General features: G+C 60.8%; 25 protein-coding genes, 1 tRNA gene and 2 pseudogenes. 5 read left to right on the top strand and 23 right to left on the bottom strand.

The genetic code is table 11. The features are described 5' to 3' along the window. A partial coding sequence (locus ACS5Q1_RS36220) for an integrase core domain-containing protein (protein WP_473102774.1) occupies positions 1 to 338 on the top strand: 338 nt, incomplete at its 5' end. A 13-nt stretch (positions 339 to 351) separates the two neighbouring features. Here ACS5Q1_RS36220 and ACS5Q1_RS36215 read toward each other — a convergent pair. The 21 genes and pseudogenes from ACS5Q1_RS36215 to ACS5Q1_RS36115 all read right to left on the bottom strand — a co-directional run bounded on the left by ACS5Q1_RS36215 (position 352) and on the right by ACS5Q1_RS36115 (position 18061). After that, a complete protein-coding gene (locus tag ACS5Q1_RS36215) occupies positions 352 to 1062 on the bottom strand; it encodes an ABC transporter ATP-binding protein (RefSeq protein WP_473102773.1) in 711 nt (236 codons plus the stop codon). Beyond that, positions 1059 to 1817, bottom strand: a complete 759-nt coding sequence (locus ACS5Q1_RS36210; RefSeq protein WP_473102772.1) for an ABC transporter ATP-binding protein — start codon at positions 1815 to 1817, stop codon at positions 1059 to 1061. The genes ACS5Q1_RS36215 and ACS5Q1_RS36210 overlap by 4 nt, the downstream gene beginning before the upstream one ends. Next, positions 1814 to 2698, bottom strand: coding sequence for a branched-chain amino acid ABC transporter permease (locus ACS5Q1_RS36205; protein WP_473102771.1), 885 nt, complete (start codon positions 2696 to 2698; stop codon positions 1814 to 1816). Before ACS5Q1_RS36205 ends, ACS5Q1_RS36210 begins: the two co-directional genes overlap by 4 nt. Beyond that, a complete protein-coding gene (locus tag ACS5Q1_RS36200; protein ID WP_473102770.1) occupies positions 2698 to 3561 on the bottom strand; it encodes a branched-chain amino acid ABC transporter permease in 864 nt (287 codons plus the stop codon). Before ACS5Q1_RS36200 ends, ACS5Q1_RS36205 begins: the two co-directional genes overlap by 1 nt. 86 nt (positions 3562 to 3647) lie before the next feature. Then, a complete protein-coding gene (locus ACS5Q1_RS36195) occupies positions 3648 to 4868 on the bottom strand; it encodes an ABC transporter substrate-binding protein (RefSeq protein ID WP_473102769.1) in 1221 nt (406 codons plus the stop codon). A gap of 208 nt (positions 4869 to 5076) precedes the next feature. Continuing rightward, complete coding sequence (locus ACS5Q1_RS36190) at positions 5077 to 5796, bottom strand: haloacid dehalogenase type II (RefSeq protein WP_473102768.1); 720 nt, start codon at positions 5794 to 5796, stop codon at positions 5077 to 5079. A 149-nt stretch (positions 5797 to 5945) separates the two neighbouring features. Next, entirely contained in the window at positions 5946 to 7184 is a 1239-nt protein-coding gene (locus ACS5Q1_RS36185) for a metal-dependent hydrolase family protein (protein ID WP_473102767.1), read from the bottom strand. A gap of 26 nt (positions 7185 to 7210) precedes the next feature. Next, entirely contained in the window at positions 7211 to 7705 is a 495-nt protein-coding gene (locus ACS5Q1_RS36180) for a GAF domain-containing protein (protein WP_473102766.1), read from the bottom strand. Beyond that, positions 7702 to 8601, bottom strand: a complete 900-nt coding sequence (locus ACS5Q1_RS36175) for a branched-chain amino acid ABC transporter permease (RefSeq protein WP_473102765.1) — start codon at positions 8599 to 8601, stop codon at positions 7702 to 7704. Before ACS5Q1_RS36175 ends, ACS5Q1_RS36180 begins: the two co-directional genes overlap by 4 nt. Before the next feature lie 4 nt (positions 8602 to 8605). After that, positions 8606 to 9472 (bottom strand): branched-chain amino acid ABC transporter permease, encoded by an 867-nt coding sequence (locus ACS5Q1_RS36170; protein ID WP_473102764.1) that lies wholly within the window; start codon positions 9470 to 9472, stop codon positions 8606 to 8608. After that, on the bottom strand, positions 9472 to 10668 hold the full coding sequence (locus ACS5Q1_RS36165; protein ID WP_473102763.1) for an ABC transporter substrate-binding protein: 1197 nt from the start codon (positions 10666 to 10668) through the stop codon (positions 9472 to 9474). Before ACS5Q1_RS36165 ends, ACS5Q1_RS36170 begins: the two co-directional genes overlap by 1 nt. A 13-nt stretch (positions 10669 to 10681) precedes the next feature. Further along, entirely contained in the window at positions 10682 to 11440 is a 759-nt protein-coding gene (locus ACS5Q1_RS36160; RefSeq protein ID WP_473102762.1) for an ABC transporter ATP-binding protein, read from the bottom strand. Next, a complete protein-coding gene (locus tag ACS5Q1_RS36155; protein WP_473102761.1) occupies positions 11437 to 12222 on the bottom strand; it encodes an ABC transporter ATP-binding protein in 786 nt (261 codons plus the stop codon). The genes ACS5Q1_RS36160 and ACS5Q1_RS36155 overlap by 4 nt, the downstream gene beginning before the upstream one ends. Before the next feature lie 26 nt (positions 12223 to 12248). After that, positions 12249 to 12962 (bottom strand): TetR/AcrR family transcriptional regulator, encoded by a 714-nt coding sequence (locus ACS5Q1_RS36150; protein WP_473102760.1) that lies wholly within the window; start codon positions 12960 to 12962, stop codon positions 12249 to 12251. Positions 12963 to 13467: 505 nt separating this feature from the next. Beyond that, positions 13468 to 13551, bottom strand: a tRNA-OTHER gene (locus tag ACS5Q1_RS36145). Positions 13552 to 13570: 19 nt separating this feature from the next. Beyond that, entirely contained in the window at positions 13571 to 13780 is a 210-nt protein-coding gene (locus tag ACS5Q1_RS36140; RefSeq protein ID WP_473102759.1) for a hypothetical protein, read from the bottom strand. Positions 13781 to 14038: 258 nt separating this feature from the next. Beyond that, positions 14039 to 14536 (bottom strand): alpha/beta hydrolase fold domain-containing protein, encoded by a 498-nt coding sequence (locus ACS5Q1_RS36135; protein WP_473102758.1) that lies wholly within the window; start codon positions 14534 to 14536, stop codon positions 14039 to 14041. Beyond that, on the bottom strand, positions 14502 to 15020 hold the full coding sequence (locus ACS5Q1_RS36130; protein ID WP_473102757.1) for an alpha/beta hydrolase fold domain-containing protein: 519 nt from the start codon (positions 15018 to 15020) through the stop codon (positions 14502 to 14504). Before ACS5Q1_RS36130 ends, ACS5Q1_RS36135 begins: the two co-directional genes overlap by 35 nt. A 48-nt stretch (positions 15021 to 15068) precedes the next feature. Then, a complete protein-coding gene (locus ACS5Q1_RS36125; RefSeq protein WP_473102756.1) occupies positions 15069 to 16043 on the bottom strand; it encodes an MBL fold metallo-hydrolase in 975 nt (324 codons plus the stop codon). Between the two features lie 197 nt (positions 16044 to 16240). Beyond that, positions 16241 to 17241: pseudogene (locus ACS5Q1_RS36120) on the bottom strand (alpha/beta hydrolase). 49 nt (positions 17242 to 17290) lie between these two features. Then, entirely contained in the window at positions 17291 to 18061 is a 771-nt protein-coding gene (locus ACS5Q1_RS36115; RefSeq protein WP_473102755.1) for an alpha/beta fold hydrolase, read from the bottom strand. A 135-nt stretch (positions 18062 to 18196) separates the two neighbouring features. Here ACS5Q1_RS36115 and ACS5Q1_RS36110 point away from each other — a divergent pair, with 135 nt between their 5' ends. Further along, the gene (locus tag ACS5Q1_RS36110; RefSeq protein WP_473102754.1) at positions 18197 to 19123 is read left to right on the top strand and encodes a LysR family transcriptional regulator; all 927 of its coding nucleotides are present in this window, start codon (positions 18197 to 18199) and stop codon (positions 19121 to 19123) included. Positions 19124 to 19218: 95 nt separating this feature from the next. On the opposite strand, the pseudogene ACS5Q1_RS36105 reads toward ACS5Q1_RS36110, so the two are convergent. Continuing rightward, a pseudogene (locus ACS5Q1_RS36105) lies at positions 19219 to 19626 on the bottom strand (IMPACT family protein); the annotation flags it as partial. A gap of 274 nt (positions 19627 to 19900) precedes the next feature. Here ACS5Q1_RS36105 and ACS5Q1_RS36100 point away from each other — a divergent pair. From ACS5Q1_RS36100 to ACS5Q1_RS36090, 3 genes are all read left to right on the top strand, one after another. Beyond that, complete coding sequence (locus ACS5Q1_RS36100; RefSeq protein ID WP_473102753.1) at positions 19901 to 20095, top strand: hypothetical protein; 195 nt, start codon at positions 19901 to 19903, stop codon at positions 20093 to 20095. 114 nt (positions 20096 to 20209) lie between these two features. Then, positions 20210 to 20926 carry an IS6 family transposase gene (locus ACS5Q1_RS36095; protein WP_473102752.1) on the top strand — a complete coding sequence of 239 codons (717 nt, stop codon included), beginning with the start codon at positions 20210 to 20212 and terminating at the stop codon, positions 20924 to 20926. 31 nt (positions 20927 to 20957) lie between these two features. Continuing rightward, entirely contained in the window at positions 20958 to 21551 is a 594-nt protein-coding gene (locus tag ACS5Q1_RS36090) for an IS6 family transposase (RefSeq protein WP_473102751.1), read from the top strand. Between the two features lie 160 nt (positions 21552 to 21711). Here ACS5Q1_RS36090 and ACS5Q1_RS36085 read toward each other — a convergent pair whose 3' ends face one another. Further along, positions 21712 to 22743, bottom strand: coding sequence for an IS110 family RNA-guided transposase (locus tag ACS5Q1_RS36085; RefSeq protein WP_473102775.1), 1032 nt, complete (start codon positions 22741 to 22743; stop codon positions 21712 to 21714). Positions 22744 to 22823 lie beyond the last annotated feature (80 nt).

Genomic DNA, 22823 nt, shown 5'->3' with positions numbered 1-22823 from the left:
CCCGCGGCGAGATCTTCCGGGCGCATTCGTTCGAGCTCGCCTGTGCGCAGAACGACATCGATCACCGCTTGACCAAGCCGCGCCATCCCTGGACGAACGGACAGGTTGAGCGCATGAACCGGACTCTCAAGGACGCGACCGTCAGGCGCTACTACTACGACACCCACGACCAGTTGCGGGGCCATCTGGGCGACTTCCTGAACGCCTACAACTTTGCCCGAAGGCTCAAGACCCTGCGCGGCCTCACCCCCTACGAGTACATCTGCAAGATCTTTACAAGCGAGCCGCAACGCTTCAGGCTCGACCCGCTCCACCAAATGCCGGGACTAAACACCTAGACAGTTCTGTTCTTCATCCATGTGTAGCTCGTCCCAGATAGAGCTCGGCTGCTCGATCATCTGCCAGCAAACTCGCCGCGTCGCCAGCAAGAGCAACCTGTCCACCATCCAAGATGCAGCCTCGGTCTGAAATCGCAAGCGACTGGCGGGCCCGCTGCTCGACCACGAGCACCGAAACACCGAGGTTTGGCAGCCGGTGGATCAGCTCGAAGGCGTCCGCGACCTTCGCCGGCGCAAGGGCCGCCGTAGGTTCGTCGAGGATCATCAGGCGGGGGCGCGTCATCAGCGCGCGTGCAAATGCCAGCTGCTGACGTTCGCCGCCGGAGAGACTGCCCGCCCGCGTCCTCTTGCGCTGGCCTAGGAGCGGGAACACCTCAAACAATTCAGCAATCCGCTGGCCTTGATCTTTTACCCCGACGACCACTTGCAGGTTCTCAAGTATGCTCAGAGATCCGAACACGTTGGCCACCTGGGGCACATAGCCAATGCCGCGGGCGATGCGAGCCTCGGTCGGAAGCGGCGCCAAGTCCGCGCCCTCAAACATGATACGGCCCTGCACGCGGGGCAAAAGTCCGACAATAGCCTTTGCGAGCGTCGATTTTCCGGCGCCGTTCGTTCCGGCAACAGTCAGGATCTCTCCTTTTTGCAGCGTCAGCGAAATGCCGTTGAGGATATCCACCTCGGCATACCCGCCACGAACCTCATCGATCTCCAGCAGTGTCACGAGACACCTCCTAGATACGCTTCTCGGACGAGCGGATCGTCGAGCACCGCCTGCGGCGCACCCTGCGCAAGGACCTTGCCCCGATCCATGACCGCGAGCTGTGGCACGAGCCTAGTCAGCGCCTCAAGGTCGTGCTCGATGATGACAAAGCCAATTCCGCGCATGTTGAGTTCGATGATCCGCTCCATGATTTCGCCGATCAGCACCGGGTTCACGCCGGCGAAGGGTTCGTCCAGCAGGATCAGGCGCGGCTCAACCATCAGGGCCCGGCCGAGTTCCAGCAGCTTCTTCTGACCTCCCGACAGCTTTCCGGAGGGCTGATCCGCCACTGCACTCAGTCTAAGAAAGCGGATCGTTTGATTGACACGCTCAGCGATCGCCCCCTCCTCTTCACGCACCCGGCTCGGACGAAAGAAGAGGCCCAACAGGCTTTCCCCCGTCTGCTTCGGAGCAGCCGCCATCAGGTTCTCACGGACCGTCAGGTGCCGGAACTCGCGTGGCACCTGGAATGTCCGGACCATCCCGGCACGTGCACGCGCTGGAGGCGCCAGGCTGTCGAGGGACTGTCCATCCAACCGGATATGTCCCTCATCCGCGCGAGCGAAACCCGACACGACCGAGAACAGGGTCGATTTTCCGGCCCCGTTGGGACCAATGATGCCGAACAGGCTGCCGGTCTCGATGGTCAGGCGGACGCCGTCGAGGGCGCGGAAGCCACCAAAGGCTTTACTGATGTCATGGATCTCAAGGCTCATCGCTTCGTATAATCCCCCATGAGACCCTGCGGCCGATACATGATGAATAACACCAGAAGCAGACCGACCGCCCCGATGCGCACCGAGGCCATGTCGACTTCGGAAACTCCGGGAACGATGTCGCGCAGGAAGCGTGATCCCTCCAGGAAAAGCATCAGGATGGCGGTGCCTACGATCGCACCAGAAACCCGCCCAACGCCCCCCATGATGATCGCCATCCAGACGTAGAATGTCACAAGCGGGATGAACTGATCCGGAACGATATAGGTGATGTAATGGGCGTAGAATGCGCCCGCGATGCCGGCGAGCGCAGCACCGACCACGAGCACCTGGATCTTGAACCGGGCCGGATCTTTTCCGAGTGCCTGCACGGCCTCCTCGTTGTCGCGGATGGCTTCGATGAGGCGCCCGAACGGCGAGCCCGCGATGCGACGAATTATCCACACCCCTACGAGGGTTACGGCCAGGATCGTGATCAAGACGGCCAATTGAGCGACGGATCCCCCCAGAGTGTCATAGAGCCGCGGGATGCCGGGGACGCCCTGGACACCATTTGTCAGCCACCCCTCGCTCGTGATGACGATCCTGACCACTTCGGAGAACCCGAGCGTGACGATCGCGAAATAATCGTCCCGCAGCCGAAGCGACACGAGGCCGATCGGCCAGGCGGCGAGACCGGCCAGAGCGGCAGCAGCTGCGAAACTGAAAACCAATGGCACGCCCTTCAGGGCCAGCAGGGCACTGGTATAGGCTCCGATCGCAAAGAAGCCGACATGCCCGAAGTTGATCAGGCCTGTCAGGCCATACTGCAGTGTGAGGCCCAGGCTCAGGATCACATAGATGAGAGCGATGATGCCGATCGCGATGAAGTAGGCTTCCATCAGCGTGCTCCTTCCAGTCGGCCAAACAGGCCCCGCGGCCGTACGAGGAGCACGGCCAGCATGATGATAAAGGCCAAGGCAATCTTGTAGGTGAAGCCGACGAGCGGGGTTGAAACCTCCTGCACCACGCCCAGGATAAGGCCGGCAACAACGGCGCCAACTGGGGACCCAATGCCGCCTAGGATGGCCGCCGTGAAGGCGGGGAGCAGCATCTCCCAGCCGAATTCCGGAGTGACGATCGTCTTGATCCCCAGCATCATGCCGGCGACACCCGCCACGCTCCCCGCAAGCAGCCAGAGCGCGATCATCACGCGATCCGGCCGAATGCCGGAGACCCGCGCAAGGTCCCGGTTGTCCGCGACGGCCCGCATCTGACGTCCAATGGGCGTCAGGTATAGGATTGCAAAGACGAGCGCGAGAGCCGCGAGTGCCACGAGAGCCAATTGCAGGTCAAGGGGCGTAATCCTGACGCTGCCTAATACGTAGGGACGCGACAGTGGGACCTGAAAGACCTGTTGGCTGTGCCCGAAGGCAACGCCCAGAACCGCCCGGATAAAAAAGGCGATGCCAATCGACGCCACCAACAGCGCGACCACCGATCGCTCGGCCAAGCGACGGAACACGGCCAAGTAGGCCAAGAGGGAGATCACGCCGGTCGCGATGATGGCGGCCAAGCCCCCCATCGCGATTGATCCGGTCACTTTATGGGCGGACAGCGCCGCGTAGGCACCGAAGGTCATGAAGTCGCCGGTGGCTGCATTCGGAAATCGGGCGATGCCGAACACGAGCGTGATCGACAGGGCCGCCAAGCCGATGACGAGGCCCTGGACCAGACCGTTCACAAGGAGCTGGGCATAGAACATGGACAACCTACAAACGAGGTCCTCTCTGCGGAGGGACCATGGCAGCACCCGGCTCGGTGGACCGAGCCGGGCGTGGGAAGCGGCCGCTAGATCTTGACGACATAGCGGCGGTTGAGCTGACCGCCCTCGATGAAGAAGACGCCGAAGTCGGGCGTCACATCGCCGTACTGGTCGAAATCAAGCACCGAAGAGGCACCTTCGAAGTTGATCTTGCCCTTTTTCAGCGCCTCCTTGGCCTCCGCATAGGTATAAACCTGCTGCCCGGCGGGATTGGAGACCTCACGGATCTTAGCGTTGATGGCAGCCGTGTCCGTGCCATTGGCCGCCTCGATTGCCAGTGCCAGGGCATGCACCATATCCCAGGTCATGGCCGCATACACGTTTGACTGCCCCGGCTGTCCCGTCGCCTTCCGGTAGGCTTCATCATAGGCCTTGTAGGACGGAGCATTCTCGTTCGAGACCGAATCGACCGATATAACCCCCTCGACGACGTCAGGGCCGACAGCCTTCACCAGATCAGGGCTGGCGGCCCAACCCGGCATGACCCACTTGACCGGCTGGCCGCTCTGATACCACTCGCGCATGATGATCGTGGTGTCGGCCAGGTATGAGCCCGTGACGATCACATCAGGGTTTGCTGCCAGGACTTTTTGCAGCTCTGAGCGATAGGTCGGCTGGTTTGGCTCGTACACGACGCTTTCGACGACCTTGTGCCCCTTAGCCTCCCAGGCTTTGCGGAAGCCTTCCGTGTTGCCGATTCCGGAAGCATTGTTGAAGGCCATCGTGGCGGGCCGCTTGAACCCTTCCTTTTCGCAGATCTCCGCAAATGCGCGACCGAAGCGGTCGTTGGTTGCTTGGAACCGATAGGACAGTCCCTTGGCGTTTGCGGGAGGAACGGAAAGTGCCGGCGCGCCGGACGTGTTCATGAGGATGATGTTGGCGTCATTGGTCAACGGGACCACTGCGAGCGAAACTCCGGACGACCAAGTTCCGAGAACCGCCTGAACCTTGTTGACGTCGATGAGCTTCTTCGCCGCTAGCACTGCCGCCTGAGGGCTCGTCTGGGTATCTTCGGAAATGATCTCGATCTTGCGCCCGGCTGCGCCGCCGGCGGCATTCACCGCCTCGGCTGCCGCAATGATCATCTTCTGCATACCGGAACCAAATGGGCTGCCGGATCCTGTAACTGGGCAGAGCGCTCCGATCCGGAATGTGCCCTGGGCCTGCGCACGAAGGATGGACGGGGCACCAATCAGCGCCGTAGCAGCGCCAATCGTGCCTATGAATTGCCGGCGGGTGTGGGTCATGTGGGTTCCCTTTCTGGTGCTCTAGGTGTGGAGCTCGTTCTCGTTGGAGTGACTGCGTTTCGATGTGGCCGGCATCCGGGAGCGTTGGTCGGAGATCCGGGGCGGAACCGCAGGTACATCCGATACCGGCAGTGATGTCCCGGCACGTGTCTGGCAGGAACGTTCCCATCTCCGTTCTCAAGGGTCAATCGCGTTGCCGGCTTTGGCATTAGCTGACCTGCTCCTGATGCGCCTTTGCCAATTCGGCCATGCTCGTGAACTGAAAGTCGTAACTCGGCGTTTCGCCCGGATCCATCGTGGCTCCGAAGCCCGTCTCCTGCTTGCGCCGGTAAATCCAACATGATGCCAGCCCCATGCTGTTGGCCGGCTTGTGATCGTGGAACAGGCTTTCCGCCGTATGAAGGATGTCGGTCTTGGAAAGCCCCATGCCCTGAAGCTTTTCGAGCATGTACTCGAAATTCCGCAGGCTCGGCTTGTAGGATCCGATGTCCTCCGCAGTGAAGATGGCGTCGAATTCTACCTTAAGCCGCCGGTTGCTGTGGTTGAATGTCTCGTTGTCGACATTCGACAGGATTGCAAGCTTGTAATGCTTTTTGAGATACTGGAGCGCGTCAGCGGAGTCCGGGAAAGCAGGCCAGTTACGAACGGAGCGGCCATAGGCGACGCATTGCTCGTGGGAGGCAGGGACGCCCCATTCCTCGGCGAGGCGTTTGTAGACAACGCTCAAGAGATCCCGGTAGAGCATCGCCGGCGTGTGCCGCTGCTGCGAAGACTCGTGGCGCGCATGTGCCTCCAGAATTTCGTTCCGCGTGAGAGGCCGATCCATCGTGCTGGTGAGGGGCTTCAGGGCTTCGACCATCCCGCTTTCCCAGTCGATCAGAGTTCCGTAGCAGTCGAAGGTCAGAACCTTGAAATCGGTAAGACGCATCTCGAGTTTCTCCTATGTTGCGGACATTCTGGAACGACGTTGCCGCACGAGGCGCATTGCCGAAGCAACCGGGCGCGGGGCACAAGGGCGATCCAAGCCCGGCGAGCCGGCCAGACGGGTCGTCCGACCGGATCGGCAGGCTCCGTCGATCAGGCTGCCAGCTCATCCTTCACAAAGCGTCCTGCCCTCATGATCGCTGGCATATGCCGCCCTTGGCCAGTCAGAACCGACAGGTCCTTCAAGGGGTCGCCGTCGACGACAATGAGATCCGCATGGGCACCAGCCTCGACCACACCGAGCTTCCCTTCTTGCTTGACGACCTTGGCGGCGTTGATCGTAGCGGAGCGGATGACCTCGATCGCAGGCAGCACCTCACCACGCAGGATAAACTCATCGGATTGATGCTGGTGCATCTCGCCAAGAAGATCCGAGCCGTATGCCATCATGACGCCTGCATCGTGCAGCGTTTGAAGTGCAGCAAGGCCTTGGCTACGCACGTCCTCGATCTTAGCGACTGATTCGGGCGGCAGACCGAAGGAGGCGCCTTCCTTGGCAAGATAATCAAACGTCACGTTGGTCGGCACCACATAAGCGCCTTTCTCCTTCGCGAGCCGCGCCGTTTCGGCCGAGATCAGGTTGCCGTGCTCAATGGACTCAACCCCGAGCTCCACCGCCCTGCGGATGGCCTCGTCCGTGTAAAGATGGGCGGCGACATAGGTTTGCGCGTTGCGCGCCTCCTCAACCGCAGCGCGGATCTCATCTGCGGACAAGCCGAGGAATGCGATCGGATCCGTCGGCGATGACACACCGCCATTGGCCATGATCTTGATGAACTGGGCACCGGCCTTGATCTCCTCGCGGGCAGCCCGGCGGACATCGTCCACACCATCGACGACGCGACCGAGGCTGCCAGCCTTGTCCGCGTAGTAGTCGACGTTGCGGGCATGATACCGGCCGCGGTAATCGGTGTGGCCTCCGGTTTGTGAGAGGGCCTTGCCGCAGATGACGAGGCGCGGAGCCTCGATAAGCCCCTCCTCAATTGCCATGACGAGACCATGATCAGCGCCGCCCAGATCGCGGACGGTTGTGAAGCCGCGCATCAGCATCTCGCGCATGATCTTGGCGGAGCGCAGCGCCACGAGCGTGTTCGGCAACTCGGCATTGGTACCGAGGTTCGCGACGGTGGCGATGACGTGAACGTGGCAATCGATCAAGCCGGGCATCAAGGTCTTGCCGGCGAGGTCGATCACGCGAGCGGACGAAGCCGTGATAGGGCCGTCAGACACCTCACGGATCTTGCCGTTCTCCACGAGAACGTTGTGATCGGCAAGAGCTTCGTTTCTCCGTCCGTCGAGGATGCTGGCGTTCTTGAACAGGATAGCGGGCAATGCATGTCTCCTATGAGCAATGGCTTTTACTTGCGGGCTTTAGTTAGGGCGGAAATGAGCAGCGGTGTGAAGGAGCGCACGACGGCGACTTGATCCTCGCTCGTATAGGCCCCCTCCTCGTCCAGGACGTTCAGGGTCCCAAGGATTTCTCCGCCCTCCTGCACGGATACGTTGATGACGCAGCCGAGCCCGAGGCTCTCGATCAGCTCATGGTCGGGGAAAGCCCAGCGGATCGCTTCTTTATCGCGGCCGAGGAAGGTCTGCTTGCGCGTCAACACGAGTTCGCCCCATGGCGTGGGTCCCATGCGCTTACGGCCTTGCACCGGGTAGGCTTCCGGCTGGGACGAGTAGACCCTCTCGACCTCCTCGCCGCCCTCGCAGCGCACGAGGATGGTAAAGAGACGATGGCCGATCAGGTCGTTGATGGCCTTCTCGACGGCACGGTATGCCGCCTCAGGCGAGGCGTCCTGCGCGATTGCGTCGGTGACGGAGAGATAGGACTGAAGCAATTGGTTGTTCATGAGGCTGGGGCTTTCTGTGAACGTTCGGGAAGAAGGCCGTCGGGACGCAAGGTCAGCACGATAACCAACCCGATGCCGACGGCGATTTCGCGAAGGGCGGCGGCTTGCAGGGCCGTTACCCCAGGAGCGATCTCGGCAAGAAAACGTGTCGCCTCAAGAAAGGCGATGAGAAGATAGGCACCGAGCACTGCACCCGCCGGGCGAGCGTTTCCACCGGCTGTGACCGCAAGGAAAATATAGATCGTGATTAGGGGCTGGAATTGATCCGGCGCGACATAGCTCGTGTAGTGGCCGTAGAGCGCACCGGCTAGACCTGCGATCGCAGCTGCGAGGGAGAAGGCCTGAGCCTTGAAGCTCACGATGCTTTTGCCTGCCACCGAGGCAACGGTCTGGTCCTCCCGGACAGCGCGCAACGCTCGTCCCCATGGCGATGCGAGAAGCCTGCGCTGAAGCACGTAGACCAGGATAACGGCCGCGACGGTGATCAACAGGGTCCCGAGATGGAACCAGATTCCAGTGTCCCGGGCAATCATGACCGGGACGCCGGAGATGCCATCGGTGCCTCCGGTGAGCCAGACTTCGTTCGAGGCCACGATCCGCACGATCTCGGCAAAGCCGAGCGTCACAATCGCGAGATAGTCGTCCCGCAGGCGAAGGGTCGAGAAGCACACCAGCAGGCCTGCGAAGCCTCCAGCCAGCACGGCCGCGAAAACGCCGACCAGGATCGGTGCTTGCTCCCATGTGGTGAGCATGGCCGAAGCATAGGCGCCGACCGCAAAGAACCCGGCAAGGCCGAGATTGACGAGCCCCGCCAGTCCCCAGGACAGCATCAAGCTCTGCGCCAACAGCGCATAGATCGAGCCGACGACGAGTATGAACAGGATATAGGTCAGCATGTTGTCAGCTCGCCTTGCTACCGAGGAGACCTGAAGGCCGGATCACGAGCACTACAAGGATGACGATGAAGCCGACGGCGAGGCGGTACGCGGGAGCCAGCGCAAGCACCGTGATCTCTTCCACCATACCGATGACAAAGGCACCCGCCACGGCGCCGGGAATGCTTCCGAGCCCGCCCAGAACCGCGGCGGCGAACACCGAAAGGAGCACGCGTCCGCCCAGAAGAGGATCGATGGACGTATCCAAGCCGATGAGCGTGCCCCCGACGCCGCATAAGCCGCTCCCGACTGCGACAGTGACCAGCGCAATCAAGCGGGGGTTGATGCCTTTCAAGCGCGCCAGGTCGGCATTGTCGGCAACCGCCCGCATCGAGCGTCCGAGCGACGAGAACGACAGAAAGGCCCAAACTGCAACCATGATGGCAAGAGCGAAGATGAAGTTGGTGATCTGCTGCGGCCCGATCCGGATCGGGCCGAAGACAAGATCGCGAGCCAATGGAAGGTCGAACGCCCGCAAATCGTTGCCAAAGGAAAAGCGAACGATGTTCTCGATCACCATTGCCATGGCAAGCGACCCGATTGCTTTCATCAGCGCTCCGCCCCGTCCAAGACGCTCCAGCGCACCATACTCAAGCGCTGCCCCGAAGATCGCCGCGCTCACGAACGCAACGATGATCGCCGCGACGATCGGGAGCCCGAAGGTGACGTTCGCGATCCAGGCAATGTATGCGCCGGCCGTAGCCAACGCACCGATCGCGAAATTCGGGAACCGCAACACCGCGAAGATGGCGCTGAAGCCAAGGGCCGGAATTGCCAGGAGCGCTCCGGCGATCACACCATTGACCAGGGCTTGAAGGACCGCGTCGAACATCACGCAATCTTCAGCAGGATGATCTTACCACCCTTGACCTGCTCGTAGCGGAACTTGGCATCAGTGATGTCGCCGATATCGGTGAAGTCGCAGGGGCCGGAAGCGCCGTCATAATCGACCTTCTTGCCGTCGGCGATCAGCTTGAGCCCATCGACTGCGGTTTCGACGCGCTCGCCGCCGCCTTGCGATACCTTGCGCACGTTGTCCTTGATAATGGTGCCGGTGTCGCCCTTGCCGACTGCCATTGCCATGGCGATCAGATTGAGGTGGTCGTAGACTTGGCAACTATACGTATCGGGCGCGTCGACGCCGAGGAGGCGCGACACGTTCTTGTAGGCGTTGCTGCCTTCGGCAGGAGATGGAGACAGGGTGTAGATGCCCTCGCTCACATCCGCCGGAAGCGCGTCCACAAGCTGCTTGTTCACGGAATAACCGAAGCCGAACAAGCTGCCGCGATAGTTGGCGCGGTAGAGATCGCGGACGAGCACGGCGGTATCGTTGGTATAGCCGCCCATCACGATCGCATCGGGCTTGCCGCGCAGCACCTGATCAACCTCGGTGCGCAGGGTCGTCTTCTTATCGTCGTAGATCAGTGAGGTGGTCTTTCCGCCAGCCGCCGTGATGGTCTTGGTCAGTGCCGCATATTGCGACTCGGTGAAGGGCGTCTGCGGCGAAACGAACGCCACTGTCTTGGCGTTGGCGCCGAGGGCAAACTCTCCAAACTTGGTTCCTTGCAGGGTCGTGGTCGGCTGCGTCCGGATCAGGAAACCCTGGTGGGGGAGGAGAGTGATCGGCTCGGCACCGGAAACAGTTGAGAGGAACACGCCGGACTGCGAACACACCGGCACAACCGCCGTGGTAACTGCGGAGGCCCAGGTGCCGATGATGGCGGAGACCTTGTCGATATCGATGAGCTTGCGGGCGGCGCGCAGACCCGCCTCAGGGCTGGTCTGATCGTCTTCCGAGATGATGAGCAGTTGACGTCCGAGAATGCCGCCTGCCTTGTTGATCTCGTCGGCGGCCTTCTTCACAGTATTCGCCATGGCCGGGCCATAGGAGCCTCCCGAGCCGGTGAGCGGGGTCAGGGTTCCGAGCTTGATGGGACCCATCTGTGCCCGCAAGACAGCCGGCATTGCCACTGTGCCGGCGAAGGCGACGCCAGCGCCGAGAATATGTCTGCGCGTGATATCTGTCATGATACTGTCCTCTTCAGTGACGCGGGAGATTGGCCTGCTGGCCCACCCCGGTCGGTTTGGTGGCGCGTCCGCCCAGGAAAAGACGGCGGATATCGGGATCGTTGGCGACGGCCTCGGCCGGTCCATCGAGGTGATTTCGCCCATCGACGAGCACATAGGCGCGGTCGGAGACCTCGAGAGACTCAAGCGCATTCTGCTCAACCATGAGGATCGCTATGCCTTCTTTGGCGATACTGCGGATGTACTCGAAGAGCTCGTGTGCTGCCTTCGGGCTGAGACCCGCCGTAGGCTCGTCGAGCAGAAGTGCGCGGGGCTTGCCCATGAGAGCCATCGCCATGGCGAGGATTTGACGCTGTCCGCCTGACAGACTCTTGGCCGAGATACGGCGTTTGTCGAACAGCATCGGAAATCGTGCATAAGCCTCTTCCATCCGCTTTTTTGCCGCGCTGCGCTCGAAGAGGCAGCTGACTTCGAGGTTCTCCGCGATCGTCAACGAACCGAAGACATTGCGCTCCTGCGGCACGAAGCCAAGGCCCGCCTTTGCAATGGCCTGTGGCGACTGACCCGTGATGTCCTCGCCGCCGATCAAGACCCTCCCCTGCGACGGGGACAGCAATCCGGAGATCAGCTTCAGCGCGGTCGACTTGCCGGCGCCATTTGGCCCTATGATGGTGACGACCTCGTCCGTATCCGCGCTCAGGGCCACACCCTTTACGATGTGCTCGGCTGAGGCATAGCCGCCGACGATGCCTTCGACATCCAGCAATCTCATCTGCGTCCTCCAAGGTACGCATCCTGAACTTCGCGGTTTTCTCGCACGTCATCGAAAGTTCCTTCAGCGAGCGTCCGACCCTGCGCCATCACGATGACACGCTTGCAGATGCGCTCGATCAGCGCCATGTCGTGCTCGATGAGCAGCACCGTCATGCCCTCAGACACGAGCGCGAGAAGATGGTCCCCAATTTCCTCCGCGAGCGTGGGGTTCACGCCGGCTGCCGGCTCGTCAAACAGGATCATTCGAGGCTCGGCCATCAGGACTCGCCCAATCTCCAAGAGCTTCTTCTGCCCCCCGGAGAGAGCTGTCACCTTGTTGTCAATGACGTGGGACAGCCGCAGGCGCGCAGCGATGGACAAGGCCTTCTCCGCTAATTCCGCCTCACGTTGTCGCGCGCTCGCCGATCCGGCCAGGGCGGTACCGATGCCTTCGCCAGGCTGTTGCGCGCCATAGACCATCAGGTGCTCAAAGACGGAGAGCCTGGGAAAGCCGCGCGCGATCTGAAACGTCCGAACAAGCCCGAGCCGAGTGATCTTGTGAGGGCTCAAGCGCTCAATGGAATGGTCCATGAATCTGATGGATCCGGAATTTGCCCTGTAAAGGCCGGATATGACGTTGAACATCGTCGTCTTTCCGGCACCATTGGGCCCGATCAGTCCGGTCACGACCCCTGGCTCGACGTGGAACGACGCCCCGTCCAAGGCCTTCAGTCCTCCGAAAGCCAGACAGACCCTCTCAACGGCCAAGGGATGTGTGAATGTATCATGGGTCGCTTCCATGGGTGTCTTTGCGTGTGCGTGCACAGTTATCGCCCTTTCGCCGCTCCCTGATGCCGTAGCTTTGCCGAGGAGATCTCAAGGGCAGCCAGGCTCTGCTTCGGTTCGCCCGCACCTGCGGGGTATTCGTTATTCCTCAGCATGAACTCACGCCGCATCTGCTCTTTCCAGAAATCGAGCAGCGCATCGAAGTAAGCCGGATCGTCTCTCGTGGCGGATTGAGCGATCATCCCGCGGATCAGGCACATCGTCGCGTTCATCAAGACGAGCGCATGCTCGACCTCGACACCAACCTGCCCTGCGAGCTCCGCCCACACGGAGTTGAGGCCTGCATGAAATTCCTTGACGACCGGAATAATAGCCGTGCGGAACTCCGCGTTGTGCCTTGCCTCAGGCAAATACTCCATTGTCACGTAGAACAGGCGGTCGTTCATCATACGCCACAGGTAGTCGACGATCTCGTCGGACGTCCCTCCAGACTGACGTATCCCCTCGGCCATCTTGTGAAGGCCAGTCGTCGCATTGCGCAGTTGATGGGAGACTGCCGCCGCGATGATTTCCTCTTTCGAGCTGAAGTGATGAGTCAGTGCACCTCGCGACACTCCAGCAGCCTCCGCGATGTCGGACGTCGACATGCGGTAGAGCCCACGGTCATGCAGCAGAGCGATTGTCGCGTTGAGCAGCTTGAGCGTTGTGTCAGCGGTACGCTCCTGCTGTGTTTTCCTACGGCTGCGGGGTTTCATTCCGTTTCTCCCGTGGTGTTGAAGAGTGGCAGGCTAATTACAAACAAACAAGCCTGTTTGTTTGTCAGGCAGGCAGAACTTTCGTACTATCTGCCTTAGTAATAGGCATCTCGTCCTTTGTCTTGCATGACCGAGTCCGGTTTAGCAGCCGCTTCGCAAACACTATGTTACAGAGCTACAACTTCCGGCGCCGAGCATATGGCACGTTCCGTCGATTTGCAGATCTCCAAAACGATACCCCATCCAATTCAGCTCCACTGTTAGGACTACCCCAAATTGGTATAGGTCAAGTTTGGGTCACGAACGGCCTTTAAGCGTGGCCGTATGAAGGTCAGCTCATCGCGCAGTTGCGGACATTTTGCTGTCCAGCGCGAAGTGAGGCGGGGCTGGCGCAGACTAGTCGAACTTTGTCTGCTGTTACCCGTGGTGTTACCCAGATGAAATTATGGCGAGGAACTGCGGACGCAAGAAAGCGATAAAATCCTTGCCGGTTAAGGGTTTGAGGTGGTGAGCGCGCTGGGACTCGAACCCAGGCCCATCTGATTAAAAGTCAGAGCGCCGTTAGTCGGCGATAATCACGTAAGCACCCCCTTAGCATGCGTGGTGAGCTAACGGGGATTGCTGAAGAAGGTGTCCTCGGCCGCCAAGTCTGAGATTAGCTGCGACAGGGCTTGCGCGGCGGAGAGCAACTCCTGCCGTTCGTCTTCCGTTAGCTGTCCAATCGGAGCACTCCAGCGCCGGTCTGTCATCGGGTTCTCGACCTCAGCGGTCTGCAGCAACGGCCCGTTGTCATCCCAACTCACGGTCAGCTTTGGCACGGCACACCTCCCTCGCTCGGGTAGTTTTTCGCAAGGCTGCCTACAACGATACCAGATCCAGCGTTGAGCCCATAGCACACGGGCAAAGGTAGGGAGAGATAGCCTTCCGCGGACATTGGTCTATGTGCCATACCCGATATTCCAGGCCTCCAATGACAGGCGCCACCGTTTTGAGCCCGGCCCTGTCGAGCAAGGAGATACGCTTGACGTAGCAGTGCTCCGAACGAGCCTGTTGGCGAAGCAATGAGTTGTTCAGCGCTAAGGCGATCCTGTTCTCTGCGGCTCGGATGATGATCGTGCCGGATTGAACGCCTGCTCCAGGGCGGCCGCGATTTCACCCAAGAGGATTGTTGTTTCAGGCACGAAGCGCCCCATGGTCAGGAAGCTATGGATCTGGCCGGGAAAGTGGCGGTGCCGGACCGGAATCCCCGCGATACATAAGCGACAGGCAAAATCGATCCCCTCCTCTTCGAGAAGGTCAAAGCCACATGTCACCACGAAGGTCGACGGCACACGGGTCAGATCCCGGGCCAGCAAGGGCGAGACTCTCCAATCCCGCCTTTCCCGATCATCGACGTATTGCCTCCGAAACCAGCGTAAGTTTTCCGGTTCAGTGGCAATCCGTCCAAGTGGTCGAGTTGCAGATACACGCGGGTAAAATCCGTTGCCGGGTAGAGCAGGATCTGCAGGCAGAGCGACGGAGCTCCGGCATTGCGAGCCATCAGAGCAAGAACTGCGCCAGATTGCCCCCTGCACTTTCTCCGCACAATGCGATCCGTTCGGGATCAAGGCCGCGCGCTTTCGCTTCCCGAGCAATGTAGGTCAGTGCCGCCCAGCAATCCTCGATGGCGGCCGGAAATGGGTGCTCCGGCGCCAATCGGTAGTCGACTGCGACGACCGCGCATTGTCCTAATGTCGCAATGCTGCGACAGACGCCATCGTGCGTATCGAGGTCGCCATTGACCCAGCCACCGGAGTGCAGGAACAGCACGACCGGAAGATCTTCATCCACACTCGTGCCCTTGCCCCGGTACAGGCGTAGGGGGACTGGCCCGCCAGGTCCGGGCACACTGAATTCAACCACGGAGCCGATGGGCGGCAGATCGGGAGCCAGCAATGCGCGGCTGGCCCTGAAAGCATTCCGCATCTGCTCCGGCATCGGGATGCCAACCGACGGGGCATTTGCCTGGCGCAGCATTTCGACAACAAGTCTGGCGCCCGGATCAAGGCTTCTCAACATGAGAGATCCCCTGTGGTTGAAATTCGGGATCAGATACTCAGCGCGGCGCTATCCGGCCGCGCTGTAGTTGACTGGAACCCAATCGTACTCGTCGCTGTCAGCCCTCACATGGCCGATCCCAGGGAATGGGATGTGAGCGCCGGCAATCCAGTAGCCCTTCTCAGCCGCATCGACGAAAGCCTTCCGCCGGGTTGCGGCCGCCGCCTTGGAGTCAACATCGAAATCAATCGCGATGCTGGGCTCATTAAACTGAACCGCACCACCATGAGTGATGTCGCCCCAGGCGACAAACGTCTCGCCGCGGCTCTCGATGACGATCGAGCTATGGCCCGGCGTATGGCCTGCGCGCAGGATTGATCGAAAGCCTGCAAGAGGATCGGCATTGTCGTCAAAGACCTGCAATCGGCCTGAAGTCACATAGGGCTTCAGCGATTCAACAGCCTCAACGAACGACTTCTTCTGTGGTTCGGGCGCTTTGTTGAGGTTGTCAGGGTTGAGCCAGTAGTCCGCATCACGCTTGCTGGCATGAACAATAGCATTGGGGAACACGGCCTTGCCGCCCACGGTGAGGCCGCCGGAGTGATCGGCGTGAATATGGGTCAGGATGATGTCATCGACCTGCTCCGGCGTGTAACCGGCTGCACGGAGGTTTTTCACCAGTTGTCCCAGGCGCGGTCCCAGCAGATCGCCAGTGCCAGCATCGATCAGAACCAGCTTTGGACCCGTGTTGATCAGATAAGCATTCACCGATAGATCAACCGGTGACGTGAGGAAGGATGATTTCAGGACATCCTTGATATGTTCGGGCGTGGTGTTGTTAAAGAACTTCTCGATCGGTAAAGGCAGGGTGCCATCCGAGATGGCCGTGATTTCGAAGTCGCCGAGGGTCATGCGATAGAAGCCTGGCGCTTGTGTCTTGGCAAACGGTGCCGCGGCCAGGGCAGCCCGCAGCGGGAGAGTGCCTGCCGACGAGGCAGCGAGAAGGCCGAGAGTCGCCTTAAGAACGGATCTGCGTGTCGTCATCTTCATTCTCCGTGGCCGGTTCTGAGCCGATGCGGCAGAGCATCGGGTCTCTTATTGAGACAATGAACCGTACTGTGAGGACGGGGAGGGGATTAGCCAGGAGTTCCGGGAAAGATTGTCCCGCATGTGGGGCAATCAGCGAGGGCGGACGGGAACCAGCCTAAGAGGCGGAGTGATCAGCTCCACCTCTCGCTTCTTTACTTCGCAAAGGCGGTCCGCAGTTCTGCGCTTGCCTGGGCGTTGGCGGCCTTTGCCGGCCGGCTCGCAGCCAGGGCATTCAACATGACGAAGTCATGGATGGTACCAATATAGCGGGTGGACGTAACCGGAACCCCTGCCTGCAGGAGCTTCCGGGCGTAGGCCTCGCCCTCGTCCCGCAGCAGATTGTTCTCGGCGACAATCGCGGTTGCGCTCGGCAGGTCCTTGAGCTCTTCGATGCTGGCTCGCAAGGGGAAGGCCAGGATCTCACTGCGACGCTCCGCCGGGAAGTTGGCTGCGAGGAAGAACTCCATGGCCTTCGTCGTCAGAAATGGTCCCCCGCCGAAAGTCTTGTAGGACCCATTGTCGGAGATGTCGTTCGTCACAGGATAGAACAGCACCTGGTGGGCAATGGCCGGGCCGCGGCGCTCCTTGACCAGAGGGTCACCGTCGCCGCCATATTGCCTCCAGCGCTGTCGCCCGCCACGGCAATGCGTGCAGTGTCCACCTTGAGCGCAGCAGCGTTGCGAGAGACATATTCGAGGGCAGCATAGGCCTGTTCATTGTTGATCGGTTACTGCGCCTCGGGAGCCTTGTCATACTCGACGAATACAACAGCGGCCTTGGCCTGTGCGGACAGTTCCCGGATCAGATGGACATGGGTGTTGCGGTCGCCCATCACCCATCCGCCGCCGTGATAGTACATGACTGCAGGCAGGGTTCCGGTCGCCCCTTCCGGACGGACAATGCGGACACGTACCTTTCCGGTTGGGCCGACGGGCCAGATGGCGTCCTCTGCCGAGGTCGCCGAGCTCGCGATCGTCGGGGACAGAACCGTGGCGAGCACGTTGCGCGCTTCCGTGTGGGTCAAGGTGTAAAGCGGCGTGGCTTCGGCGGCGGCATCAGCAAATGCCTGAGCGTGTGGCTCGAGGATGGGGGCGGCCAGGGCCGATGTTGCGAGGAATGCCGACGCGGCGGCAGCAGTGACAACGGTCTTCATGGGTCTTTTCCTATCATTCGATGTTAGATGCAAGGTGCAAGTTCTAGGTTCAGAGGGCGCGGGCCGCCGCGCCTTTAGCGGCCTGGTCGATGACATCGGCGACGGCCTTGGCTTGGGTGAGAAACACCACGTGGCTGCCTTTCACTTCGGCGATGACCGCACGGATGCGACGGGCGGTGCTGCGCAGGAGCTCGGGGGCGATGGCGCCGTCCTCGGTAGCGACAACATACCAACTCGGCTTGGTCTTCCAGGCGGCGTGTGTCACTTTCGTCTCGAGCGCCTTCATGGCGATCGGCACCTGAGCGTCGCGCAGGAACGCACCAACCTCAGGGGAGGTATCGGCTGCAAAGCCGGCGTGGAAGGTGTCGGCCTTGAGATAGGCAAAGCCGTCGGGCTGCACGTCGGGCTGGAAGTTGGGCGGCGGCGGCACCTGAGCATATTGGTCCAGCGTCGACTGGCCGATCTCCGGCGCGAAGGCCGCGACATAGACGAGGCCAGCCGCCTTCGGATCATCACCTGCTTCGGTGATGACGGTGCCGCCGTAGGAGTGACCGACCAGGATGGCCGGTCCGCTCTGCCGGGCGAGCACGCGGCGGGTGGCGGCGACGTCGTCCTCGAACGAGGTGAGCGGGTTCTGGACGATGCTGACCTTGTAGCCGCGGGCGGTGAGCTGGTCATAGACGCCGCGCCAGCCCGATCCGTCGGCAAACGCGCCGTGAACAAGGACAATGTTTCGGACGTGGTCAGAGTCGGCTCCGCCAGATGCGGGATGGCCCGTTTCGGGCAACCTTTCGGCATGGGCGGGAAATAAGTTCACCATTGTTGATCTCCCTTCTGCAGTTTTATCCCGTCTGGGACAATCAACAGATAGACGATCCCAATCTGCTTGATTATCAGCCGATCTCGGGCATCAATGTCCTGCTACGAGCAACAATCAAGCTGATAGAGAAACGCGATGCTCCGGGACTTCAGTGACACGGTCGCCTTCGTCAAAGTGGTCCAGGAAGGAAGCTTCACCGCCGCAGCCCGGGTGCTGCGAATCCCTAAGACCCGCATCAGCCGTAAGGTACAGGAGCTCGAGCGCCGCCTTGGGACACAATTGATGCACCGGACCACCCGAAGCCTGAAGCTGACAGAAGCCGGTACAATCTATTTCCAGCGTTGCCAGGGATTGGTGAAAGATATCGAGGATGCGGAGAACGCGGTTGCGGAGTTACAGCAGCACCCGCGAGGCTGGCTGAAGATTACCGCGCCGCATTGGCTGACCACGCGCATTCTCGCGCCCGTCCTGAGCGAGTTCCGCCGCTTCTATCCTGAGGTCTATCCTCAATTGATCCTTGCACACGAGGTTCTTGATATTGTCGCCAAGGAGATCGACATCGCCTTTCGACTCTATGAAGGGCCATTACCGGACTCATCGCTCCAAGCGAGGCGGCTCGGCAGCCTGCCGATGGGCATCTATGCCGCACCCACGTACCTGGAACGTTGGGGCACACCTGCGCATCCGTCCGAGCTGTTAACACACGCATGCTTGGTGACGCAGTTCTACTTTAGCAGACCGACCCACGCCTGGCCGTTGCGATGCCAAGGGAACTTGAGCGACTATGCGATCCGGCCGGTTGCTGTCGCCAGTGACCCGGAGGGACTGCACGGGTTCCTTCTTGCAGGAGAGGGCCTACTGTTAGCGAACGAAGTGCGCGTACGGGCTGATGTCGAAGCGGGCAGGCTCGTGCGCGTTCTCCCCGATTGGTCTGGTCCTGCACCGACGCTTTACGCAATGCGCGCTGGGAGTCGGGTACAACCCCCCAAAGTCAAAGCTTTCCTCGACTTCCTGGGCCCCCGGCTGAGTCTCGAGACAATCAGCCGAGACGGAGAAGGCTAGAGGACCTGCCGATCCGAATCCTTGCTACGAATGAAAAATTCGCCGCCGTTCAACTAAGGCGTGTAGACATTCAGGTGACCTGAGGGATTCCCGCTCTGGCTGAAATCTGCGCTGATCTTCACGCATGCTTCGGTGAAACCGTCATGGCGGAGGTGAACGCCAGAGATGTTGGCAAGCAGCGCCTTCACTAGCGCGGCGTCGGAGAACGGGATGAAGACGGTGGCCTCCTGGACAGGCACGATCTCAACGAGATTGGCTGCGCGCAGGCGGGCCGCAGCGGTCCCGCCATAGGCCCGGACACGACCGCCGCTGCCGAGCAGAACGCCGCCGAACCAACGCGTCACGACGACGGCGACATGGTCGAGCTGAAGCTGGTCAATGGCCTGGAGGATCGGCTTGCCGGCGGTGCCGCTGGGTTCGCCACCGTCGCTGAATCGCTAGGTCTGACCAACCCACCAGGCCCAGCAACTGTGGTTGGCGTCCGGTTTGGAATGGGCGGCGACCGTGTTGCATGGATCGGTTGGTGAGCAGACGGAGCCCACTCCGTGCCTTTGTTTAAGCGATGCGGACGGACTTCGGGCGTCCGAACTCAAGCATCTGGTTCAAGGTCTGAACTGCAATGGCGACCTCAGTTCCACGACGTCGGTTGGTCCGCGAACGCAGCGCATCACCGATCACTCGTTTAAGTCGGCTGATGGCAGTCTCCACCAGAGCCCGACGCGTGTACCCGGACCTCTTCTGTCAGCTCATGGGTCCATGCTCTGCGATGCTTTGGAGATGTCGATCGCGCTGGGTCGGGGTGGCCTCAACATCCTCGCTCAGCACCGCCGTCGAACGTGGCGGGACAATCACGTCAGCATCAGGATGGCGCTCGGTGACAGTGCCATAGACGCCAGCCTGATCGTAGGCTCAGTCACCGACAAACGACGCGAGTGGACCTGTGATCTGGTCGAGCAACGGCCTAACCTGTGAGCCGTCATCGACATCATGGGTCGTCAGCTCTGAGGCCAGGATCTGCGGATCTGTTGCAGCTTTGACGATTGCTCCGCCTGAGCTACGACACGAGAGTGGCAAGTGGGGCTGGCGGTGAAGCAAAATAACAAGAGCCTATTCAAAGGGCGGCAGTTCACGGCGGAGATCATCCTGTGGGCGGTGCGGTGGTACCTACGGTTTCCGATCAGCTATCGCGATCTCGAGTGCATGTTGGCCGACCGCGGCATTCAGGTAGACCATACGACCCTCTTTCGCTGGATCCAGGCTTATGCACCCGCGCTGGACAAGCGCATTCGGCCGCATCTGCGCATGACGAACGGCTCATGGCACGTGGACGAGACCTACATTCGGGTGAAGGGAGAGTGGGTGTACCTGTACCGCGCCGTTGATGCCATTGGGCAGACAGTCAACTTCCTGCTCTCGCCCAAACGGGATGCGGCGGCAGCCCGGCGCTTCTCCCGCAAGGCTTTGAAGCAGTCGCATACAGTCAATCCGCGGACGATCACGGTCGATAAGAACGCTGCCTATCCGATTGCGATGAGAGCCATGAAGAAGGAGGGCACACTCTGGCGCTTTGCCAAAATCCGGCAGGTGAAGTTCTTGAACAACATTGTCGAGCAGGATCACCGACGTATCAAGCGGCTGGTCAGACCTGGACTGGGTTTCAAGACCTTCAGGTCCGCCTCACAGACGATTGCTGGTTACGAGGCGATGGCCATGATCCGCAAGGGACAGGTTGTAAGTGCCCCAGCGAGTGACATGCGAACCCAGCGCGACTTCATTGCTACCCTGTTCGGCGCTGTGGCGTAACCTGCGTTCCAGCCCGGCCGTCGCTTGACCCGTGTCAGGAGTTGCAACGGAACCGATCATCGCCCATGCGGTCTGGCTGTATTTCCGGCTCCCGCTGAGCCTGCGGCTGGTTGAGGAAATGCTGCTCGAGCGTGGCATCGTCATCTCCTACGAGACGGTCCGCTGGTGGGCTCTGAAGTTCGGGCCGGACTACGCCCGCCGCCTCAAGCGCAAGACGCCAAGCCGCCGCGATATCTGGCACCTTGACGAGGTCGTGGTCACCATTGCCGGTCAGAAGCACTGGCTCTGGCGGGCTGTCGACCAGGATGGCTATGTGCTCGATGAGATTGTCCAGAGCCGCCGCAACACCAAGGCGGCGAAGCGCTTGCTGAAACGCCTGTTGAAGAAGCAGGGTTGTCCACCCCGATGGATGAGCAGCGATAAGCTCGGCTCCTATGCCGCCGCCCGGCGTCAGATCATGCCAGCAGTCGAGCATCGCTCGCACAAGGGGCTTCTCTTCTCTATTCGGCCGGGTTCAGTCAAGCGCTTCCGATCTGTTTGGCTCCATAACATGGCTGCCCCGCGGGCTCTCGCTTCTCTCCGGAATCAGCGCGATGGCTCTTCCACTATGGGGTCAGAAGAATGAAGCGGAACGATCTCAACAGCGTCCTTTGTGCCGGGGGCGCAAGGAACAAACCTTTGTGCGGACTCGCTTCATTCATCGTCCCGCGAGGGACAGCTCTCCGCCTCGGGGCGGAACCTTGTCTTTCTGTCTGGCTCGGACGGTCTTCGTCGGCCACAAGCACCTACATCGCCTGAGCCTCTCTCGTCCAACGGAACTCAGTGCCATCACACCAGATCCGATGCAAAATGGTCGCCAGCCGGCGGGCGAGCGCGATGACAGCCTTTCCCCGCCCGCGCCGCTGGGCCACCCTCATGGCCCAGGCTTTCAGCCAGGACCAGCGGCTGGCTCGGGTCAGGATGATCTGAGCCGCTTCAAACAGCAGCGTTCGCATCATGGCATCGTCGCACAATGAGATCCGGCCGACCCGGCTGCTTTCCCCTGACTGGTGCAGGACGGGCGTCAGCCCCAAGGCAGGCCCCACCGCCTTGGAGCGCCGGAACCGGGCTGGCGTGTCGATTGTGGCCACAAAAGCCAGGGACACCGCCGGCCCCACTCCCGGAACCGTCATCAGGCGCCGGCACACCTCATCATTGCGGACCAGGGCCAACAGCTTCCGGTGCAGGGTGGCAAAGTGCTCGCGCAACTCGCGACGGGCCTGCAGCAGCGGTTGGATGACCTCGATCAGATCGGGCATGCTCTCGATGAGCTCACGGATGCGCGCCTCGAACCGCACCGCTCCGACGGTCCCGACTTTGAGCCCGAAGTTGCGCAACAATCCGCGGATGTCGTTCTCAACCGCGAGGGCTTTCTCCTGCAGGAGCTTGCGAGCGGTGAGTAGGGCTCGGCGCTTCTGACTTGAGAGCGTCTTCACATGCACTGGGCGGAAGAGGTTGACACGCATCATCTGGGCGATGCCACGGGCATCGTGGCGATCCGTCTTGTTCACCTGAGCTTTGAGAAAAGCCCTGGTGTGCCGCGCCTCGATGCACACAACGGGAAGCCCGGCCTGGGCAAGCCCCTCGAAGAGCCATTGGGAGAGCGGGCCCGCCTCAAGACCAACCCGCTCGAGGTGCCAGGCAGCGTCCTGCAGCACCCGCAGAAGATCCTCCGGATGGCTGAGAGCCTTGACCTCACGACAGATCTTCCCCGTCTCATCAACGATGCACACCGAAGTCTCTTTAACCGAGACATCAAGGCCGGCATAATGCTTCATGCTGCGCTTCTCCCCCTGAGGCTTGTGGCTGGTCCTACCCAGACCACGTTGTACCATCAGCCTGAAGCGCAGCACCTCCG

The organism is Microvirga sp. GN3, assembly GCF_055792825.1.
This window is presented reverse-complemented; position numbering and strand designations above follow the sequence as displayed.

Excerpts from the sequence above, each read along its gene's own strand:
- ACS5Q1_RS36210 (WP_473102772.1), bottom strand. The coding sequence starts at position 1,817 with ATGAGCCTTGAGATCCATGACATCAGTAAAGCCTTTGGTGGCTTCCGC.
- ACS5Q1_RS36205 (WP_473102771.1), bottom strand. The coding sequence starts at position 2,698 with ATGGAAGCCTACTTCATCGCGATCGGCATCATCGCTCTCATCTATGTG.
- ACS5Q1_RS36200 (WP_473102770.1), bottom strand. The coding sequence starts at position 3,561 with ATGTTCTATGCCCAGCTCCTTGTGAACGGTCTGGTCCAGGGCCTCGTC.
- ACS5Q1_RS36195 (WP_473102769.1), bottom strand. The coding sequence starts at position 4,868 with ATGACCCACACCCGCCGGCAATTCATAGGCACGATTGGCGCTGCTACG.
- ACS5Q1_RS36190 (WP_473102768.1), bottom strand. The coding sequence starts at position 5,796 with ATGCGTCTTACCGATTTCAAGGTTCTGACCTTCGACTGCTACGGAACT.
- ACS5Q1_RS36180 (WP_473102766.1), bottom strand. The coding sequence starts at position 7,705 with ATGAACAACCAATTGCTTCAGTCCTATCTCTCCGTCACCGACGCAATC.
- ACS5Q1_RS36175 (WP_473102765.1), bottom strand. The coding sequence starts at position 8,601 with ATGCTGACCTATATCCTGTTCATACTCGTCGTCGGCTCGATCTATGCG.
- ACS5Q1_RS36170 (WP_473102764.1), bottom strand. The coding sequence starts at position 9,472 with ATGTTCGACGCGGTCCTTCAAGCCCTGGTCAATGGTGTGATCGCCGGA.
- ACS5Q1_RS36165 (WP_473102763.1), bottom strand. The coding sequence starts at position 10,668 with ATGACAGATATCACGCGCAGACATATTCTCGGCGCTGGCGTCGCCTTC.
- ACS5Q1_RS36160 (WP_473102762.1), bottom strand. The coding sequence starts at position 11,440 with ATGAGATTGCTGGATGTCGAAGGCATCGTCGGCGGCTATGCCTCAGCC.
- ACS5Q1_RS36155 (WP_473102761.1), bottom strand. The coding sequence starts at position 12,222 with ATGGAAGCGACCCATGATACATTCACACATCCCTTGGCCGTTGAGAGG.
- ACS5Q1_RS36150 (WP_473102760.1), bottom strand. The coding sequence starts at position 12,962 with ATGAAACCCCGCAGCCGTAGGAAAACACAGCAGGAGCGTACCGCTGAC.
- ACS5Q1_RS36130 (WP_473102757.1), bottom strand. The coding sequence starts at position 15,020 with ATGTTGAGAAGCCTTGATCCGGGCGCCAGACTTGTTGTCGAAATGCTG.
- ACS5Q1_RS36125 (WP_473102756.1), bottom strand. The coding sequence starts at position 16,043 with ATGACGACACGCAGATCCGTTCTTAAGGCGACTCTCGGCCTTCTCGCT.
- ACS5Q1_RS36115 (WP_473102755.1), bottom strand. The coding sequence starts at position 18,061 with ATGGTGAACTTATTTCCCGCCCATGCCGAAAGGTTGCCCGAAACGGGC.
- ACS5Q1_RS36110 (WP_473102754.1), top strand. The coding sequence starts at position 18,197 with ATGCTCCGGGACTTCAGTGACACGGTCGCCTTCGTCAAAGTGGTCCAG.
- ACS5Q1_RS36100 (WP_473102753.1), top strand. The coding sequence starts at position 19,901 with ATGTCGATCGCGCTGGGTCGGGGTGGCCTCAACATCCTCGCTCAGCAC.
- ACS5Q1_RS36085 (WP_473102775.1), bottom strand. The coding sequence starts at position 22,743 with ATGAAGCATTATGCCGGCCTTGATGTCTCGGTTAAAGAGACTTCGGTG.